Genomic DNA, 18,525 nt, shown 5'->3' with positions numbered 1-18,525 from the left:
AGTCTATTTCTAGTATCGCTGACGTGCAAGATTGCGGTGTGCCATCACCACTCCATATCCAGTGCATCTAGCAGATACGGCACTCGTTCTATTACCAAACGAGTTAGATTGTGAGTTCTCAAATGTGTTTTAGCGTCTTGTACTTGACGACTCAATACATTTTACGGAGCAGAAGAATTTGTTACTCCAACCTCATATGTATTCTGTTTTCAGAGAACAAGATTGTTTTAGAGACTTTCACTTGTCTGTTATGAAAATTATACCATTTCAAATACTTGATGTACAGAACATACTTTCGGCATTTTATCTATACATCGCATTTGACCTCACTATCATCCCACCCCTAAAGGGGGTACTATCGCACCGTAGTGGGCTTTCCTATTCGGAAAATCTGTAAATCTTCTTCTATTTCTATTGATACATGATATGTATTCGCAATTCCTTGTACAGTTTGAATTGCTCTTTTGTACGGGCTAGAAATCACTAAATCAATATGTCTATCTTTTAATAAGTGTGTTACATTCTCTGCATCCAATTGTCCTTTTTCAGATAAAGGTCGCTCCCGTTCTTCTTTTGTATATGTAGAATGGGCATGGCGAACGAAATATATTGTTGTCATTTATTCATCTCCTTTTTCCGTTTCTACCCAAATTCAATACATTATTATCAAATCCCTTTACCTTTATAATAAGTGCTGTCAATTTTAAATGTTGATTTTCATATTAATAAAAGGGAAACACCCCATATGGTGTTTCCCTCATTTAAAATAGACTACATTCAATTAAATACTTTATCGATTTTATTTCGATCGTAATCTAATATCCAATCATTATATGTATGATACATATCCCTAATTGTATTAGGAGAGGTAGCTAATACATCACAACCTCTATCATCATAAATGTGAAATATAGTATTCTTGTTAATATTTATGAAATACACCATATGAAAAATACGCGGTTTTATCCCCATATCTTGATTACAAATTGCTTTTATCATAGGAATGTATTTCAAGTCTGAAACTTTACATTTCAAAGTATATCTATGTGTTTTATATACCCCGTCTTCATCGTCTTCTGGAAAAACATAAGGGATTGTATTTTTCTGTAACTTAAATAAATCAGACTTCTCTTTTACATACTTAGAAAAGATATTCAATTTGTGTTTGAAAGTTTCACCATCTGCATAATCATTTACATCCACTACAATATACATATCATCTGTTTTGGAATGTAAAGACTGAAATAAAGTAATGGCTCTATTATAAACGCCTTCTAAATATGGACAGTTTTCATAAATATTAGTGCAATCATAGTTCACACCTAATTTAAAGCGAATACCAATATCCCCATTATAAAATAGAGGTGGTCTAAGTTCTAAATTTGGAAACGTTTCAAGCATATACTCCCTCAACCTCATCTCAACACCTACCTTTAATAGCATCTTGTTTACATAATAAAATTATTCTATTATAATTTTATTCTAAATTCCTCACTTGTTATAATGTCTCGAATAAAATAATCTATATTATTTCGCAGCTTTTGATATGCAACTTGATCTTCTATATCGTTAAACATAATGACAACTTCTACTTTATTCCCTTTCTTATCTGTAGTATACAAGCTTTTTGTCAATACGAATGCGGTAGAACCACCTTTTTGACCAGCATATTCGAACTTACTATTTTTAACTGTTCCTTGGAAAATGTTCTCGATTTCTTCTTGCATTGATTTTGGAAAATACTTTCTACTATTTATCTTTTCCATTATACTCATATAATCTTTAGCGTTTGCACCCACTAATCGATCTGACCAAATTCGCTGAAATTCCATATCTACCTTTAATGGAATATCCCGTTTTTTCCATTCTTCTTCATCTTTCATCCATTCCTGTATTTGTAACACATGTTTATTATATTCATCTTTTGACATGTTACGTAACGTTTTTAATGACTGATTTTCTGGCACATGAAGTTCTTTTTCTACGTATCCTCTCATATATAGTGCAGCCGTATAAGAAGTAAACTTATCATGACTAGTAAGCTCTAACTCTTTTATACTCTCATTTACTCTTTCTATTCCAAGCTTATCTAACAAATATGTTGTATTTGCATTAGAACTATAATGAATCATGCCTTTAGCTACTTCTTCTAAATTAATCTGTCCATTTTTCACTAATTCTCTCTCTCTAGCATCTTCTAACCAGTCAGGATGTGCTCCACCATCAGTATCTTTAACGTAATATTTTTCTAGCTCGTGCAATGAAATTTGTTCATCACGACTTATTTTTCCTTCTGACACTTGCTTAGCAAATTCAACTGCTATTACGATTTTTGCCATACTCGCTAATGGCAATTTTTTATTTTCATTTATAGAAGTTAATACTTCTCCATTTCTTTTAATAAGTAATGAACATGTTTCATCTTCTTTATGTTCTTTTATGTACTTTAATACGTAATCAGGATCTTCTTTTGACAAATAGTAATTCATAATAACGAAGAAAGCTATAACAGCTACTATAATGACTCCTACAATTATTCCTATAACCTTTAATATGTTCACAATATCCCCCCTCTAATACATTCCCTTCTATCTCATAATTATAACGAATTAAATTACAAAATTATACAAATAGAGTAACTCTTCCTAAAAAGAAAGAGTTACTCTATTTCACATGATGTTATTTGTCCATTTAACGTAACGACTATATTTGATTCGTCACTTTTTTTCACACTATTTATTCGATTTGAGTTAGTAGGACTAATTACAACTGATTCCTTAATTGGCGAAAGGTCCTTCTCTAATTTTTCTGCACTTACACCATATGCAGCTTGAAATACTTCTGGCGGTGTTAATCTAAGTATGTCTGATCCTTCTGCTGTTTCAAACTGATCGTTATTAAAGAACAAATGTAATTGCACTTCTTCTGTTACCGCTGTGATCCAATGCCACCATCCCATTGGAATAAAGACAGTTTGCCCCGCTTTCACATGATAATTTTGCAATTGATTCGTTTCGGGATTTAAGATGGATGTAACTGCTTCTCCTGATACTACAACATCCAATTCCCACGCATTCGGATGCCAATGTGGTTCCCGCATATGCCCTTTTGTCATAAATAAATCAACAAACGCACCACCTATCATTGCTGGTAACTGCGTTGACGTAACTTCATATGCAACGTTTTTCTCATTCCTCTTAAAAAAGATATTTTTTCGTGAATCAAAGAAAAGATTTGGAGTTCCTGAACTTTTCTTTAAATTTTTATTATCTGGAACATAACCTGAACTACTCATTTTATCCCTCTTTTCCACTCCGAACATTTCGGCTTTCACACTGTATCGTATGGAAAAAATGTATGAATGTGCCTATCATTCACATAACAAAAAAACATGCCTCATAATGAGAACATGTTTTGTGATATCCTTCACATTATTTAGCTAAAAATAAACCTTTTACTTACCATGATGTAACATTAAATCACTAAGTTCTTCTTCAATGTGATTTAATTTCGCAACGCCTTCTTTCCATTTGTGAATGTAACGTGAAACCCCAACGAAAAATAAAACGATAATTGTGGAAAGAATAATACCATACACGATTGTTACAGTACTCATAGTTACACTTCCTTATAATTAGTAATGTGGTTATTAGTTATATTTTTATTATAAACCTTTTTCTTTTAAAATACTTCAATTTCAACTTTTTGTAACAAAATTGATTTTTCTAATAATAATATTACATAACATGATAATGCTAGAAGAAATCTCTTTCAGATTTCTTCTAGCGTTATCATTCAAAGAACTAAAACTCTCATTCATAATCCTTTTACTTTACACCCACTGAAACCGTTTCTGGCAATGTACTACCACCATCAATGACAATGTGTGTACCTGTTATGTAGCTTGATTCATCGGATGCTAAAAAACCTGCTAACTGACCTACTTCTTCAATTTTCCCTAAACGTCCTAAAGGAACACCTGAAGCAATTCCATCGATTACATTACTCGGCTCATTTGGATCAGATTCATTTGCTATTTGCTCTGCCATTGGTGTCATAATGTAACCTGGACAAATTGCATTTACGGTAATATGATGTTTTGCAACTTCTCGTGCTAACGCTTTTGTAAATCCCCAAATTGCTGCTTTCGTCGTTGCATATGCAGTTTCACCTTCATCAGCAACCAATGTTCCTGTTACAGAAGACATATTCACAATCTTTCCGTAATTTTTCTCAACCATATATGGCAATACCGCTTTAGAAAAATTCCATACCCCATTAATATTTACTTGAAATTGAAAATCACGCATTTCATCTGACATATCTAAAAAATTTGCAAGTCGAATAACACCGGCGTTATTTACTAACACATCAATCTTTCCGTACTTCTCATATGCATCTTTCGCTACTTCTTTTACAGCATCCATATCAGCTACATCGACTACATAACTTGCAGCATCTAACCCTTTACTTACAATATTTTTGGCTGTCTCATGAACTGTCTCTGAAATATCAACAAGTAATACTTTCGCCCCTAGCTCTGCAAATACATGAGCAATTCCAGCTCCGTTCCCCATCGCAGCTCCTGTAACAAAAGCAACCTTACCATCTAATTTCCCCATTTCATAACCCCCTTATAATATATAGAAAGCTTCTACACTTTTATCATACCAAATATTCCCTCTCATTCTTTACAAAGCTCCATTTGTTAAAAAACGTTCAAAAACAGGAAAATTTTTCACAAATTATACAAAACTTCACCATATGTACTATTACCATATGAGTTATATTATTAAATAGAATAAAGGGGATGATATACTATGACGACTTGGTTTATTGTAATGTTAGTTGTATTTGGAGCATTTAAAATTATCGTTTCTAGCCTTCCTAACACTGTTATTGAATCCATTATTAGCAAGTACGAAACACATCCAAAACTTGAAGAAGAGAATGTGACTATTACAATTCACGGAAATAACGTAGAAGGCGAACAGAAATCAAAAATTATTCATGATTTTAACGAAGGTTTATTTTTAGATCGCTATTATGCACCACCCCATAATGAAGGCACTCCTTTAATTATCCATGCAAAACGTGGTAAAAAAGATTTCACATTTTATATTTACAGTCATGAAGAGCATGTTGATGTTGTAAAACAATATAAAAAGAAGGTAGTTGCTTATAGTTTACGCTCTAAAAATCTTCAAAATAGTGATATGTTCGTGTCAGCTGATTTGTATAGTGATAATAAAGTTATTGAATTTTGACTAAAAAAGATAAGAGGCTTACTACATTCTATATGCAGCAAGCCTCTTTAAAGTTGTTTCAAATTATATCCATCTGCTTATGTAATGCTTAAAAAACGAATAATAAAGTTGTTTACTTCTTATTGAACTAACGCCCCCGTTAGTTTAAGTGTAACTCTTCACAATTATTTCATATTATATAGGTAAATAGAAAGGTAAATTAGAATTTAGTTTATAGTTATAAAAATAAGTTATTTATATCCTTATAATTCTTCAAAAAGGAGAGTGTATGAAAAAGACTATTGTTTTTGTATTAACGATATTTATATTATTCCCAGGATTCGCATCACAAAGTTATGCGTTGTCAGATTCGAAATCTGAGGCAATACAAGCATTGCTAGATGATGCCCGTCGTACATCAGGTGTGCCTGGAATGTCAATCTCAATACTTGCTGATGGTGAAGTGTTCTACTTTTCTTCTGGGTATGCAGATCTTGAAAAGGGATTGTCTGCAAGTGAAAATACACTCTATGAGTTGGCCTCGGTGAGTAAAGCTTTTACTGGTATGGGGATTTTGCTATTGGAAGAGCAAGGGCTGCTATCAATGACTGATCCTATCCAAAAATATTTACCTTGGTTTACGTTAAAGTATCAAGGTAAACCTGTTGATATGCAAAACCTTACACTAAATAATTTTCTTCACCATACCAGCGGCCTAACAAATATTAGACATACTCAAAATATTCCACAAGGTAATACGCCTGATATGTTGCAAAAGACTGTGGAAACGCTGGTAGATGCAGAATTGGCGTTCTCTCCCGGTGAACAATATAACTATGGAACCGTTAATTATGATGTATTGGGTTTAGTTATTGAGATTGTATCACGACAAAGCTATGAAGACTTTATGAAGGAACAGGTATTTCTACCCTTAGGTCTTCACCAGACGTATGTTTATAAAGAAGATGCTCAAGCCACTGGACAGTTAGCACAGGGCTACCGTTCTTCTTTTTTTATAACAACTCCATTTAACGCTCCGGATTATGCTGGGAATAAACCTGCCGGCTATATCATTTCTAATACAAAAGATATGGCGCGTTGGATGGGCATACAGATGGGTATCGTGCAGGACATACCCGAAATATTTCACAGGGCCATCGAAAAATCACATAGGGGTGATATGTCTGTTTCGGCTGTCAATGATATGTATTATGCGGCAGGTTGGTCGGTAAACGCCGAACAAACGTTTATAGAACACAATGGGGGTAATCCAAATTTTAGTACCAAAGTAGCCATACTGCCAAATGAAAGAACAGCCATCTGCTTACTGAGCAACGGCGCAAATACCAATATAAACCTGGTACTAAAAGTTAAAAATATATTAAACGGCAATCTAACTCAGTCATATGAGATAAGCGGCACACAGCTTTTGGACATCATTTTGTCGTCTACCACAATTATTCTTTGCCTATTAGCCGTTCTGTTATTTTTCTTAGGATTAAGAAAAAGGAAAACGAATGAGCAGCAGCCGATGACAAAAAAGAGAACAATCGTAACAATTATTTTCCTAATCGCTACGATTGCCCAGTGTATAATGTTTTTTGCCTTCGATTGGTCAACGATACTTATTTGGCAAACATATAGTGTTCTTACAGCTTTAATTTCGTCAACATTATTAACAACAAGCATTACTTGGTTTGTATATACTCAGCGATTAGATGCCTCGGTCCAAAAATAAGTATAATGTTAAGTAAATAAATCCTAATTTATCGATATTTTTAATTTAAAAAACAGAAGACACCTCGGTGTCTTCTTTAATGTCATCGACACTTCTCCTAGTTAAACCCACTTGCTATTTCTTCCACTAACCTGCCTCGTTAGTAGAAGAAGGATTTTTAAACAACTATATTATTTTTTAAATGACTTTATTGTAAATTAAACAACTTTATTATCTCTGTACATGATTTAGCTTAATACTCATATATAAAAAGGAATCCATGGCATATGGATTCCTTTTTACTATTTACTGAAAAATAAGCTCTGTCTTCAAACTATCTTTTGGTAACAGCCATCCTTTTTGTTCTAAACTCTTCATTAATAATTCTCTTTTTTCTTTTGCAATACTTTCCTCATTTGTTTTAAACGACACTTCTATTACGAAATCATCTTCTATTTTCCCTGTATTACTTAGTGGCCACACTTCAATATTCGTTTTACTATTTTCAAACTCCCCTGTATACCGTTTCATTAATACAGGACCGTAAATACGGGAATCCCTTAACATCTCTTCTCCCCAATTCGTATACAACCATTTGTTCATTTTCCCTGGTAACTTTTCTACTAACATGTTTTGAGCAGCTTTTTCGTTTGGTAAATCAAGTACTCCATATCCTTTCGCACTGTAACTTTTCTTATTTGAAATACTTAACGTTTTCTTTTCAAATCCCCAGTCTATTTCCGCCTCATAACTATCCGTATTACTATCGAATCCTTCTTTTTTAGCTACTTCTAGTGCATCTTGAATTACACCATTTGGAATAGGATATCTTTTTTTATATGTTAGCTCAAAATCTTTACTAAATTCTTTCTTTCGTATTCTGGCAAACCAGCCTTCATTACTTAAATTTTTATTTGCAGTATCTAAAAACTGTACTTGTATTCTTTCATAATTTGTACCAGCCTGGAAATGCTCTAGTACATCTTGCTTCATCTCTTTGTTAGGACCTAGTACTTGTTCTGGCTTTAATAATAACTTCACTTCAAAACTAGGTGTCATTGGACTAGCGGCAAATCCTTCCTTAACGTTATAAAGGAAACAACAAAAGAAAATACTTACGAATACAAATACGCTTTTCATATACCTATCCCCTTTACATTTCAAATGACTTCTATTCGTTCCATAGTAAGTGAATATACATTTTCATACCCTGCGGTGCTAAGCTTTTTCTGTAATCGATCCGTATCCTCTTTCAAAGCGTGTACTAACACCGTATGTTCTGGTGATAATGTATTTAACATCTCTTTCACATCTCTTATACTTTGGTGAACTTTATATGGAACTCGCTTCACCCTACATTCTTTACCTACACGTTCCTTCAAAACTTTTTCTGCAAAACTCCCTTTCGCAATATGTCCAGTAAAGATAATAGAATTTCGTTCGTCATGCCGAAGTTGTTCATAATATAACTGCGCTCGCTTCGTTTGCATATTCGCATCACTCATTACAACTATTCCATAACTATGTTGCGTACCGCTGTCATCATCCATAACTATTATGTTTCTTTTTAAACTCTCCATTAGCTCTTCAAGTTCTTCATTATTTTTGATCCAATCTTTATATGCGAACATCTGTTGAAATCCATCCAAAATTTCTTGATCTACTATAATAGGGAGTTCTTTATATTTTTTATATAAATACAATACGATATCTTGCGCCCTACCAAGGGGGGGCAATGGTAGTAATGTTATCCCTTTATTCCCGGCGGCGCGTTCAATTTCTGTACATAGTTCGTTTATTCGTTCATGTTGCGAAACATCATCAGTATGATAAGCGGCATCTACGATTGCGACTTTTATATCGCCGTGCAACTTCTCAGGTAAATTAGCTCGCAATATGTTAGACTCTGCTGAGTAATCGCCAGAATAGAATACATATGTATGACTCATATCCACTAAAAACCAAACAGCTCCTAATACATGCCCACTATACCCCCATTGAAAACGCAATGTAGGAGTAATCTGTACCCATTCATTCGGATTGCTAATCTCATCAATATATACATAATTTAAATCTTTCACATTTTGGTCGGTATAAGGTACATGCCATCCTTGCGCCAAATTGTAGTTTCTCCATTTTTCATAGTAAGCTGGGAGTTGCTCCTTCGTATAACGAGTTGTCCATATTTTTTTCTTATATCCATACTTCGCTAATAAAGGTAAGCCCATCGTATGATCTTCATGAATATGTGACAAAAATACTGCATCTAAAAACGGTACAACTTCTCGTTCTATTTTTGGATAACTATCCTTATATGACCGATTAATACCACAATCAAATAATATTTTTGTCTCTTTATTTTTTACGAAGTAGCAGGAGCGACCGTATTCTCCCGCTCCTCCCCATACTTCTACCCTCATCATACTACCCCTTTTCGTTTGTGCTCCATATGCTGCAGAAGTAATAAACATAGTGTTGTAAGTCCAACTGAAACGACAGCCATTGCCATTCCAATAGATACTTCTCCTTGTTCAAATTGAGCAAAAATAAATGTTGCTGACGTTTCTACCGATGGAGGTAGTACGAGAAGCGATGCTACTAACTCCCTTATCGAGATTGTAAATGTCATCGCCCATCCGGCAAGAATACCCGGGATAATAAGAGGGAATATTATTTTTCTAAAAATATACATATAATTCCCAGAAAAAATACTTCCTGCCTGCACGAGAGAATCATCAATTTGCCCGAGCGATGCTTTTACATACTGCACTGTATAAGGTAAAAAAAGAACAACGTACGTTACGATTACCATGACTGGTGTATTGTAAATGGACAGGGGCATATAGGGGGAATTCCAAAATAAAATAAGCCCTACAACCATTACGATTCCTGGTACCATGTTCGGTAACATACCGCACATATCCAGCCATTTTTCAGAGGACTTTTTCCCCTTTCGAATCATAAGTGCTAAAAAGACGCCAATCATAACAGCAATAATCGCTGTTATAAGTGAAAAAAGAAAACTGTTCCATAGAGCTTCTAATCCTGGAGATCCGATTGTAAATAATGCTTCATAATGACTCGTTGTAAAGTTATGTAACTGTAAGCCTCCGCCTCTTAATTTTGACAAAGAAGCAATCAGTATAGAAAAATACGGGATTCCAATTGATACGATTAATAAACCAATTACATAAACCCATGCTACAACGCGCACATATATAGACAAAGTGTACCTTTTAGATTTCACACCTTTTCCACTAACCATTGCATATGAATACTTTCGACTTAATACGTTTTGCATATACCAAATGAGCATACATGCACTAAGTAATAAAGAAGATAATGCTGTTGCACTACTAAAATCAATTGGCCAACTCGAAATAAATTTATGAATCTCTGATGTTAACACATGAAATCCGATTCTTCGTCCAAATGTAGCCGGTGTTCCAAATTCAGCAATCGTCTTTACGAAAATGAGTAAAGCACCCATTACATAACTTGATACTAATAACGGTAATATTATTTTTCTTAAACGATAGAAAAAGCTTCCACCATGAACTGCTGCCGCTTCTTCTTTACTACTCCCAATTTGAAGTAATGTATTCTTCAACATGAAGTAAAGAAATGGGAATAAATGCAGACTCATAATTAAAACCATACCTCCTAAACTAAAAAACGAAGATGAAATCGTCTTTAGCATCGGAAAAAACTGTTCAAAATATCCGTTCGGTTGCATGAACAAAATCCAGCCCATCGATCCAATATACGGCGGTGTCATAAATGGAATCATAAAAACAATATCTAACTTGCTATGCTTTCCAACATCTGTTTTGCTCATAATGAAAGCTAGTGGAAATGCAAAGATAGTTGCCCCTATTACTACGAGTACACCTAGAAGCATCGAATTCAGAAAAATCCCAGCTAATCCACCACTCTGCATCACTTCAAACGGCTTTAAAAAATTCCAACTACTATTTTCATATACACTAGAAAGTAAAATGAGAAAAAGCGGAATGACGATTAACATCGCCACAAGTAACAACGCTACCGTCATCCCAACTTGCCTTACTGATCCAAATCGATTTACCATGTAATCACCATCTTATTGAAATACTTTCTTAAATTGTTTTCCTATTTCATCTTGTTCTTTCTCAACTGTTTTCCAATCAATATGTAATACTGGAATCTCTTCCACATTTGGTCTATTTTCCGCTTTTATATCTGTTCTACCGGGTAATAAATACGCTTTAGAAATTTGTTTTTGTACATCATCTGATAATAAATAATCAATAAACTCTTTTGCACCTTTTACATTTTTACTATCCTTCATAATACCTGCTGCACGTGGGCTAATAACTGTTCCGCTTTTTGGATAAACAATATCAACTGGTTCACCCTTTGCTTTTGCACTGTACGTCATATAATCAACACCCGCAATGACCATATCTTTTGCTCCTGTTACAACTGGATCTAACGCTTCTTGGTTTGCCCCTGCTACTGTAACTTCATTTTTCTTAAGCTGTTCAAATAAATTCCATCCATCTTTTCCATTCTTTTTCACATATCCTGTCACAAAGTCTAAAGCTGAACCTGAAAGTGCTGGATCTGGAAGATTCAGTTTCCCTTTCCATTCTCCTTTTGTTATATCGCTCCAATCTTCAGGCGCTGTCTTCACATTTTTTGTGTTATACACAATTCCTAACGCTGAAGCACTATATCCAAAATAATGTCCTTTATCATCCGACCATTCAGAACGAAGCTTATCAGCTTGTTTCGCTTCTTTATAAGCTAACGTTTGTCCATCTTTTTTTAATCCTTCCATCGCTGGTAAAGATGCAAGTACGACTACGTCAACGACTGGATTTTTCTTTTCGGCTTCCATTCTCGCTAAAATTTTACCTGTTGTTCCTTGAAACATTTCCACTTTTATACCCGTTTTCTTTTCAAAGTCCTTTTGAATTTTTTCTGCTAATCCTTTTGGTCCTGCACTATATACAACAATCTTCTTTTCATTCGTAGTTTTACTTTTTGCATCTGCATTACCTGTCTTTGAACTACACCCTGTTACTACGGCAGAAAATAATAAAGTACATACAAATAACGACTTAAGCGAACTGAATTTCTTCATACGATTCTCCCCCTATATGATGAATACATTTTTTCGGTACATATAACGATACTGGCTTTCCGATGCTTATCTTACTATTGTGATAAGCTGTCCATATTCCGAGTGTCCCCATATTTACTTTCACTTCATAACGCTCTCCTACATATGTAACGTGCTGGACTTCACCTGTATACATTTCACACACTTCATTTTTTGTCCAGCTCACATGCTCTGGACGAACCATTTGTTTACCCTCTACAAGCCAATTTGCCTTACCAACAAATTTTGCAACAAATTCATGAGATGGCTTCACATAAATATCTTCTGGTGTTCCTTTTTGTAATACTTCTCCTTGTTTCATGACAATAATTTGGTCTGACATTGACATAGCTTCTGTTTGATCGTGCGTTACATACAATGCCGTTAAACCAATGGAATGAACGATATCCATAAGCTCTAACCGCATTTCTTCTCGCAAAATTGCATCGAGTGCACTGAGCGGTTCATCAAACAAAATGAAATGTGGCTTCGTTACAATTGCTCTCGCAAATGCGACACGTTGCTGCTGTCCGCCAGAGAGTTCATGCGGATATCTTTTCTCCATCCCTTGCAAGCGAACTCGCTTTATTGCCTCTTCTACTTTTTCCCGTAATTGATTCGTTTGCTTTGTAGCTCTTAAACCAAATGCAACATTTTCAAATACAGTCATGTGTGGCCATAAAGCAAAATCTTGAAATACCATACCGATATTACGTTCATGAGGAGATGTTTTTATTTTTTTAGAAGAAGAATACATGCACGTATCTCCAAAATATATTTCACCTTTATCTGGTTCTTCCAGTCCTGCAATCATTCTAAGTAATGTCGTTTTCCCACATCCCGAAGGTCCTAACAGTGTGGTGAATTCACCTTGTTTCATCATAATTTGTAACGGCTTTAACGCTTGTACTTTTCCAAATGATTTTTCTAATCCACTAATTTTAATATCCATCGTTTCACCTCTCTCCCCTCACTCTTAACCTGCTTTCATTCTATATGGAAGATTTATACTGAATGTTAATGTACTGTAAAGATTAAATTAAAAAACTTCTAATAAACTATTTATTTCTATAGATTTTTTCTATAGTTAGAAGAAAAAGGGGCAACTTGCCATGAATCTCTTAAAATTAGAAATTGTAGTGCTTATTAAGAAATACAAAAAGCTCACGATTGTTGCAGAACAGCTTGGTGTTAAACAACCTACTATTACATTCCATATAAAAAGCTTAGAAGAGGAACTCGGTGTACCTTTATTTGAATTACGTTCTGGAAGATATTTCTTAACAGAGGCTGGTGAGGCATTGCATCATTATGCTTGTAAAATAGATGCGCTTATGAAAGAAGCTAGGCGAGTCACGCAAGAGTTTAAAGATTTTCATAAAGGAGCTATAACAATTGGAGCTAGTTATGTACCAGCGACTTATCTTTTACCAGAAATTGTTCATCAATTTCAATGTGAATTTCCAAATATAAAAATAACACTCATGGTAAAAACAGCTCCTGAAATTCGAACGATGCTACAAAATCATGAAATTGATCTCGGTGTAATTTCAGCAGCACCGTTTGATGAATCACTTTTAAAACAGACGAATGTAATGCCTGATACACTTGTTCTTGCTTTCTCCAAAGAACATCATTTTTCAAAAAAAGAAAATGTATCATTACAAGATATCGAAAAGGAACGCATATTACTACATCGTAATCCATCTACAACGAGAGATTTACTTACAAAATGGATATTAGCTCATAACATTACATTCCAATCAGAAATTGAATTAGATTCATTAGAAACGATGAAACAAATTTTAAAATACGGTAATGGGGTTGCCTTTATTTCTAAACTTGCTATTGAACAAGAAGTACAACGAAATGAACTACGCTACATACCCATCCCTGAATTTGAATTTCAACGTAACATTTATACGATTCATCATGAGGACAGGTGGAATTCTAAAATTATTTCTTTTTTACTACATAACATCACTTCTTATGCAACAAAAAATTAAAAGACTGTCGCTTTACACGACAGTCTTTTAAGCTATAACTCTATTTATTTTTCTTCGCTTCAATTTTTGCTTGCGCTTCTTCAGCCTTATCTAATGCTTCTGAAACTTTTTTCTCCTTTTCTTTCACATCATCTATACTATCTACAGCTTTAATGAGTTTATCAATTCCTTCTTCTTCTACTTTTCTCCGCTTTGCTACTCTTTCATTTACTTTCTCTTCTACATCTTTTGCTTTTTGAAGCATATTCTCTGCATTTGATGTTACAGCTGTTTCAAGTGCATCGTCTTTTTTCATTTGTAACACTTCATTTGCAATGTCTTTCGCTTCTAAATACTTACCGTCTTTTAATGCCGTTGCTCCATTATCCATTTTCTCGGCCATTTCTTTATATGATTTCGCTTCATTTCCCGATTTCTCTTTTTCTGCTTTTTCAAACCACATTGTTGCATCACTATATTTTTCATCTTTCAATGATTGCATACCTGTTTCAATATATGTGTCATAATTACTACATCCAGCCATTACGACTAACAGAAAAAGCATAACAAAACTTAATTTTTTCATGCTGTTGTCTCCTTTTCTTTACCTGCTCACTATACTGTAACATACATGAAAAAGAGTTTCAAAAACTAAAATACTAATTTGGTCATTTTTATTATTTTCTTGTTTTTAAGCCGACACATTCACTTGTTTTTTCGCCATATGTTGCCTTACTCCAACTAATACAACTAACAATAAACCTCCGCCTATTGTCATCATAACAATGCTAGTTGGCAACATGTCTAACAATAATCCATATACAATCATACCGAGCGGTGCGATTGCAGTCGCAATTGTTTCAAGTAGACCAAACACACGCCCTAAGTAGCTCGGATCTGTCGTTTTTTGCATATGTACTTGCATCGGAATATTGACAATCATAATTGCTATACCAGTTAACATCATAAAGGCAATATAGTAAATAAAACTTGCCACTTTTGGAATGGTAACTAACAACGGGAAGACTGTACATAAACTCAAACCTGCAAACAAAAACAGTCCAGTATAAATAGAACGAAACGGATTATTCACTTCTTTACGCACTGATAAAGCAATCGCCCCCATTAGCATCCCGACCGCTAACATTCCCTCTACAGTACCGAGTTGCTTTGAAGATAAATGCAATGTACGTATGATAATGTATGGAAGTGCAACGGTTAGCCCACACGCAAAAAAGTTTACCCACAATGCTATTTTCATTAAACCATATATTTCATGTTGTCGTTTTACATATGAAAAACCTTCTTTTATACTCGTCAAGAAATGTTCTTTTCTTTCAGCCACTTCTTTTTTATATAAATCAAATACAATAAATAATTGCAAAATAACCGCTAAAAAGAACGTAATACTATTTAACAAAAAGAACGACTGAATGGAAAAGAAACCAAATACTACTCCGCCAATAATTGGTCCTAAAATATTTGATAAAGAAGCTGCCGTTTGATTTAAAGCACTCGCTTTTTGAATACGCCCCTCATCTACTAAATTAGGAATAGACGAAGTTAATGCAACAGAATAAAAACTTGCACAAATTGATAATAATGCTGCTGAAACATAAATAAAAAGAAGTGATGGTCCAAATATAGTAGCAAGGATAAACATGATAAGCATCGTTAAACTACTTAATAAATCAGTACCAATGACAAGCCATTTTCGATTCACACGGTCAGCTACAGCACCCGCAATCGGACCACAGATCATCCTGGGAAGCGACCCGCAAACGAGCGTAGTTGCAAATCCCATCCCTGAACCAGTTGTCTTTAATACGTATAACCCCATTGCGAACGTATAAATACCTGCGCCTAATAAAGACGTCATTTTTCCAATCATCATTAAAATGATATTTCTCGTTGCAATCTTCATTCTTGAATCATTTTGATCTATACTTACATCTTCCATTATGACACTCTCCCTTTAAAAGTTAAATTGTGTTAAACTTATTATATAATCAACTTTCCAATTATTACAACAAAAAGTTTAATTGTATTTAACTTTTGATTATAAAGGAGCTACAATATGGCAACTCTCGGAGAAAAAATTAAAGCATTACGTAAAGAAAAAAAACTTACACAAACTGAGCTAGCAGGTTCAGAATTGACAAAAAGTATGCTTAGTCAAATTGAAAATGGAAAAGCTACACCTTCTATGAAAACATTACAATATATTGCAGAAAAACTTGAATGTGAACCGAGCTTTTTATTAGAAGAAGATGAAGGAAAAATTGTAGAACTCATTCAAAAAATGGAGCCACTAATAAAGGCAAATGGCGATGAAGTATACAAAACTTTACTACCTATCGTTCAAACAGATTTACCTCCAACTTTAAATACAGCTCGTTTATATAAACAGTTCATAACAGCAGCAGCTGTTATGAACGATTATAATATTGAATATTACGTTGAAACAGCTGTTTCTATATTTGAAAAATATACTTTGTATCGCGAAAGTACTGAAACGAAACTACTGTTTTACTATATGCTCTACAAACGGAAAAAATATAAAGAATGTTTACAGTTGATTACCAAAGTTCGCGATGAATATAAAACGAAGAATTTAGAAATGGATTTGATTACACATATACAATTATATTTAAAAGAAGCAATTATTTTACTCGCATACGGCAATTATGATAAATGTGAAAAAGTCATTTTAGATGCACTTGCATTTTCAAAAAAACATCAAGTGTATTATAAAACAGATGAATTTTACCGTATTTTATCTTATCAAAAAATCATTACAACTGATAAAGAACGATATTTATATTACATAAAAAAGTCAGAGCAATTTGCCATTTTTACAGAAGATACTTTATCCGCTGCAAATATAGATATATTAAAAGCTTATTACTACAATACAATTACTAATGAATATACAATCGCATTAGAACATCTAGAACAATTTCGCGAAAAACTAAAAGACGAACCAATTTTTCAAGACAATGGATTGTATTATCTTGAAAAAGGAAAATCTCTGTATGGTTTAAAACGTTACGAGGAAGCTTTGGAAACATTAAAACACGCTACCATACCAGATTATATGAGTCATCCACTTGATCAATCGTGGTTATTAACAGCTGGATCCTATCGTGCCCTGTGCCATATAGAACTGCAAGATAAACCAGCTGCTTTGCAAGAAGCAAAAGAAGCAGTTCAAACGATAGATGGTTATCCCGACTCCATCTTCACTTTATTTATTAAAGAAACATTACAAATAATACAAAAACTTTAAGAATGTCTCGAAATGGTATATTATTCCTCTTTTTTAGCAAAGATAATAATGATGGGAGGAATATAAATGAATATTCAACGTGCAAAAGAGCTTTCTGTGTCAGCGGAGCAAGCGAATGTTAGTTTTCAAGGCATGCCTGTTATGATTCAACACGTCGACGAAAGCAATGAAACCGCCCGCATATATGAAGTAAAAAACCCAGGACGCGAATTAACAGTTCCAGTTAATAGCTTAGAGGAAATATAAGAAATGCCACTTCATTTTTTGAAGTGGCATTTTTCTTTTTCTATATAAATGTCATTCCTATTTTCTCTTTAGTAATCCATACAAACCAATACAAATTACAATGAAGCCTACTATTCCACAAGCTAGTTTTATAATTATGTCTCTTGTTTCATAGCTTCTAACTTCGACTACACTCTTTTTAAGACGTTTCATTTCCTTTTGCTCACTTTCTACTCGCTCCCCATATACTAACAAACGATATTTACTTGATGTATATGGCTCACATGTAAGCAGTGTAACTTTGTCTTTTCCTTTTATTACATTTAATTTATCCACTTGATTTGGATTAATAATTTCACGGCCAATTACTTTATACACTTGCTTCTTTCCAAATACCTTTACATAGAATACATCTCCATCACTTAACCGATCCAGATGACGAAACATCGTTGCTCCGTGATATCCACGATGTCCTGCCAATACAGCATGTGTATCTTTCCCGCCAATCGGTAAAGAAGTCCCTTCAATTTGCCCTACTCCTTTACTTAAGTTTTCTTGACTTGCTCCTAAGTAAATTGGCAATTCCTCATTTATTTTCGGAATAGAAATCGTACCAAATATTTCATCTTTGTTTATAAAATTTAACGGTTCCGTACTTATTTCATCATCCTGTACAAATGGGTCACTCATTTTGAAAATAGTTTTCCCTAACGATTTATTATATGTTTCCATCTTTCGAAACTTCTCATTTACATCTTCTATTTTTAAATCATCAACCATTTTTTCATAACGTATCACTTCTGTCTTATATACATACTTGTTTATATAATTAGCAATTATTGGATATAAAAGCAGGGATAATCCTGTAAGAAACAATACTACGCTTATAACTCCCCTTCTCACACACTCACCACACA

18 protein-coding genes and 1 pseudogene are annotated in these 18,525 nt (G+C 34.0%); 5 read left to right on the top strand and 14 right to left on the bottom strand.

Translation table 11 applies throughout. From position 1 onward, the window contains the following. Positions 1-391 precede the first annotated feature (391 nt). From ACTFR9_RS01265 to ucpA, 6 genes and pseudogenes are all read right to left on the bottom strand, one after another. Positions 392-619 (bottom strand): annotated as a pseudogene (locus ACTFR9_RS01265) (histidine phosphatase family protein); the annotation flags it as partial. 158 nt (positions 620-777) lie between these two features. After that, complete coding sequence (locus ACTFR9_RS01260; protein WP_098947385.1) at positions 778-1,419, bottom strand: DUF3885 domain-containing protein; 642 nt, start codon at positions 1,417-1,419, stop codon at positions 778-780. Positions 1,420-1,469: 50 nt separating this feature from the next. Next, positions 1,470-2,561: a serine hydrolase gene (locus ACTFR9_RS01255; RefSeq protein WP_229136575.1), complete on the bottom strand. Its 1,092-nt coding sequence runs from the start codon at positions 2,559-2,561 to the stop codon at positions 1,470-1,472. 98 nt (positions 2,562-2,659) lie between these two features. Further along, positions 2,660-3,295 (bottom strand): cupin domain-containing protein, encoded by a 636-nt coding sequence (locus ACTFR9_RS01250; RefSeq protein WP_000098971.1) that lies wholly within the window; start codon positions 3,293-3,295, stop codon positions 2,660-2,662. Positions 3,296-3,454: 159 nt separating this feature from the next. Further along, positions 3,455-3,616, bottom strand: a complete 162-nt coding sequence (locus tag ACTFR9_RS01245) for a hypothetical protein (RefSeq protein WP_000109006.1) — start codon at positions 3,614-3,616, stop codon at positions 3,455-3,457. Positions 3,617-3,827: 211 nt separating this feature from the next. Then, positions 3,828-4,622 (bottom strand): SDR family oxidoreductase UcpA, encoded by a 795-nt coding sequence (gene ucpA / locus ACTFR9_RS01240; protein ID WP_000517016.1) that lies wholly within the window; start codon positions 4,620-4,622, stop codon positions 3,828-3,830. A 198-nt stretch (positions 4,623-4,820) separates the two neighbouring features. On the opposite strand from ucpA, the gene ACTFR9_RS01235 reads away from it, so the two are divergent. Then, on the top strand, positions 4,821-5,267 hold the full coding sequence (locus tag ACTFR9_RS01235) for a YfmQ family protein (protein WP_000214587.1): 447 nt from the start codon (positions 4,821-4,823) through the stop codon (positions 5,265-5,267). 268 nt (positions 5,268-5,535) lie between these two features. Further along, positions 5,536-6,984: a serine hydrolase domain-containing protein gene (locus tag ACTFR9_RS01230; RefSeq protein WP_000751379.1), complete on the top strand. Its 1,449-nt coding sequence runs from the start codon at positions 5,536-5,538 to the stop codon at positions 6,982-6,984. 285 nt (positions 6,985-7,269) lie between these two features. Here ACTFR9_RS01230 and ACTFR9_RS01225 read toward each other — a convergent pair whose 3' ends face one another. The 5 genes from ACTFR9_RS01225 to ACTFR9_RS01205 are packed head-to-tail and all read right to left on the bottom strand — an operon-like array spanning position 7,270 to position 13,061. Beyond that, on the bottom strand, positions 7,270-8,103 hold the full coding sequence (locus ACTFR9_RS01225) for a hypothetical protein (protein WP_000843592.1): 834 nt from the start codon (positions 8,101-8,103) through the stop codon (positions 7,270-7,272). 20 nt (positions 8,104-8,123) lie between these two features. After that, entirely contained in the window at positions 8,124-9,386 is a 1,263-nt protein-coding gene (locus ACTFR9_RS01220) for an MBL fold metallo-hydrolase (RefSeq protein WP_033671937.1), read from the bottom strand. Beyond that, on the bottom strand, positions 9,383-11,053 hold the full coding sequence (locus ACTFR9_RS01215; protein ID WP_229136573.1) for an ABC transporter permease: 1,671 nt from the start codon (positions 11,051-11,053) through the stop codon (positions 9,383-9,385). Before ACTFR9_RS01215 ends, ACTFR9_RS01220 begins: the two co-directional genes overlap by 4 nt. A 12-nt stretch (positions 11,054-11,065) precedes the next feature. After that, positions 11,066-12,091 carry an ABC transporter substrate-binding protein gene (locus tag ACTFR9_RS01210; RefSeq protein WP_229136571.1) on the bottom strand — a complete coding sequence of 342 codons (1,026 nt, stop codon included), beginning with the start codon at positions 12,089-12,091 and terminating at the stop codon, positions 11,066-11,068. Beyond that, on the bottom strand, positions 12,069-13,061 hold the full coding sequence (locus ACTFR9_RS01205; RefSeq protein WP_000351825.1) for an ABC transporter ATP-binding protein: 993 nt from the start codon (positions 13,059-13,061) through the stop codon (positions 12,069-12,071). The genes ACTFR9_RS01210 and ACTFR9_RS01205 overlap by 23 nt, the downstream gene beginning before the upstream one ends. Before the next feature lie 160 nt (positions 13,062-13,221). Here ACTFR9_RS01205 and ACTFR9_RS01200 point away from each other — a divergent pair, with 160 nt between their 5' ends. Continuing rightward, positions 13,222-14,115, top strand: a complete 894-nt coding sequence (locus tag ACTFR9_RS01200) for a LysR family transcriptional regulator (RefSeq protein WP_001050628.1) — start codon at positions 13,222-13,224, stop codon at positions 14,113-14,115. A 40-nt stretch (positions 14,116-14,155) separates the two neighbouring features. Here ACTFR9_RS01200 and ACTFR9_RS01195 read toward each other — a convergent pair whose 3' ends face one another. Together ACTFR9_RS01195 and ACTFR9_RS01190 are read right to left on the bottom strand one after the other, a co-directional pair. Continuing rightward, complete coding sequence (locus ACTFR9_RS01195) at positions 14,156-14,680, bottom strand: DUF4398 domain-containing protein (RefSeq protein ID WP_000736435.1); 525 nt, start codon at positions 14,678-14,680, stop codon at positions 14,156-14,158. Positions 14,681-14,785: 105 nt separating this feature from the next. Beyond that, positions 14,786-16,054, bottom strand: coding sequence for an MFS transporter (locus ACTFR9_RS01190; RefSeq protein ID WP_000390434.1), 1,269 nt, complete (start codon positions 16,052-16,054; stop codon positions 14,786-14,788). 117 nt (positions 16,055-16,171) lie between these two features. On the opposite strand from ACTFR9_RS01190, the gene ACTFR9_RS01185 reads away from it, so the two are divergent. Further along, positions 16,172-17,383 (top strand): helix-turn-helix domain-containing protein, encoded by a 1,212-nt coding sequence (locus ACTFR9_RS01185; protein ID WP_229136570.1) that lies wholly within the window; start codon positions 16,172-16,174, stop codon positions 17,381-17,383. 66 nt (positions 17,384-17,449) lie between these two features. Further along, positions 17,450-17,629 (top strand): H-type small acid-soluble spore protein, encoded by a 180-nt coding sequence (locus tag ACTFR9_RS01180; protein WP_001025740.1) that lies wholly within the window; start codon positions 17,450-17,452, stop codon positions 17,627-17,629. Positions 17,630-17,686: 57 nt separating this feature from the next. Here the strand turns inward: ACTFR9_RS01180 and ACTFR9_RS01175 are convergent, their stop codons facing one another. After that, on the bottom strand, positions 17,687-18,511 hold the full coding sequence (locus ACTFR9_RS01175; protein ID WP_033670857.1) for a class C sortase: 825 nt from the start codon (positions 18,509-18,511) through the stop codon (positions 17,687-17,689). Positions 18,512-18,525: the final 14 nt, after the last annotated feature.

The sequence above is a fragment of the Bacillus cereus group sp. MYBK222-1 genome (assembly GCF_051916425.1).
In the GTDB taxonomy this organism is placed as follows: Bacteria; Bacillota; Bacilli; order Bacillales; family Bacillaceae_G; genus Bacillus_A; species Bacillus_A paranthracis.
Note: the sequence above shows the minus strand (reverse complement) of the source record. Positions and strands in the feature narration are given on the sequence as shown.

Bases quoted from the DNA above. Each gene is read 5' to 3' on its own strand.
- ACTFR9_RS01205 (WP_000351825.1), bottom strand. From the start codon at position 13,061: ATGGATATTAAAATTAGTGGATTAGAAAAATCATTTGGAAAAGTACAA.
- ACTFR9_RS01230 (WP_000751379.1), top strand. From the start codon at position 5,536: ATGAAAAAGACTATTGTTTTTGTATTAACGATATTTATATTATTCCCA.
- ACTFR9_RS01195 (WP_000736435.1), bottom strand. From the start codon at position 14,680: ATGAAAAAATTAAGTTTTGTTATGCTTTTTCTGTTAGTCGTAATGGCT.
- ACTFR9_RS01180 (WP_001025740.1), top strand. From the start codon at position 17,450: ATGAATATTCAACGTGCAAAAGAGCTTTCTGTGTCAGCGGAGCAAGCG.
- ACTFR9_RS01200 (WP_001050628.1), top strand. From the start codon at position 13,222: ATGAATCTCTTAAAATTAGAAATTGTAGTGCTTATTAAGAAATACAAA.
- ucpA (WP_000517016.1), bottom strand. From the start codon at position 4,622: ATGGGGAAATTAGATGGTAAGGTTGCTTTTGTTACAGGAGCTGCGATG.
- ACTFR9_RS01250 (WP_000098971.1), bottom strand. From the start codon at position 3,295: ATGAGTAGTTCAGGTTATGTTCCAGATAATAAAAATTTAAAGAAAAGT.
- ACTFR9_RS01245 (WP_000109006.1), bottom strand. From the start codon at position 3,616: ATGAGTACTGTAACAATCGTGTATGGTATTATTCTTTCCACAATTATC.
- ACTFR9_RS01220 (WP_033671937.1), bottom strand. From the start codon at position 9,386: ATGATGAGGGTAGAAGTATGGGGAGGAGCGGGAGAATACGGTCGCTCC.
- ACTFR9_RS01210 (WP_229136571.1), bottom strand. From the start codon at position 12,091: ATGAAGAAATTCAGTTCGCTTAAGTCGTTATTTGTATGTACTTTATTA.
- ACTFR9_RS01235 (WP_000214587.1), top strand. From the start codon at position 4,821: ATGACGACTTGGTTTATTGTAATGTTAGTTGTATTTGGAGCATTTAAA.
- ACTFR9_RS01185 (WP_229136570.1), top strand. From the start codon at position 16,172: ATGGCAACTCTCGGAGAAAAAATTAAAGCATTACGTAAAGAAAAAAAA.
- ACTFR9_RS01190 (WP_000390434.1), bottom strand. From the start codon at position 16,054: ATGGAAGATGTAAGTATAGATCAAAATGATTCAAGAATGAAGATTGCA.
- ACTFR9_RS01260 (WP_098947385.1), bottom strand. From the start codon at position 1,419: ATGAGGTTGAGGGAGTATATGCTTGAAACGTTTCCAAATTTAGAACTT.
- ACTFR9_RS01215 (WP_229136573.1), bottom strand. From the start codon at position 11,053: ATGGTAAATCGATTTGGATCAGTAAGGCAAGTTGGGATGACGGTAGCG.
- ACTFR9_RS01225 (WP_000843592.1), bottom strand. From the start codon at position 8,103: ATGAAAAGCGTATTTGTATTCGTAAGTATTTTCTTTTGTTGTTTCCTT.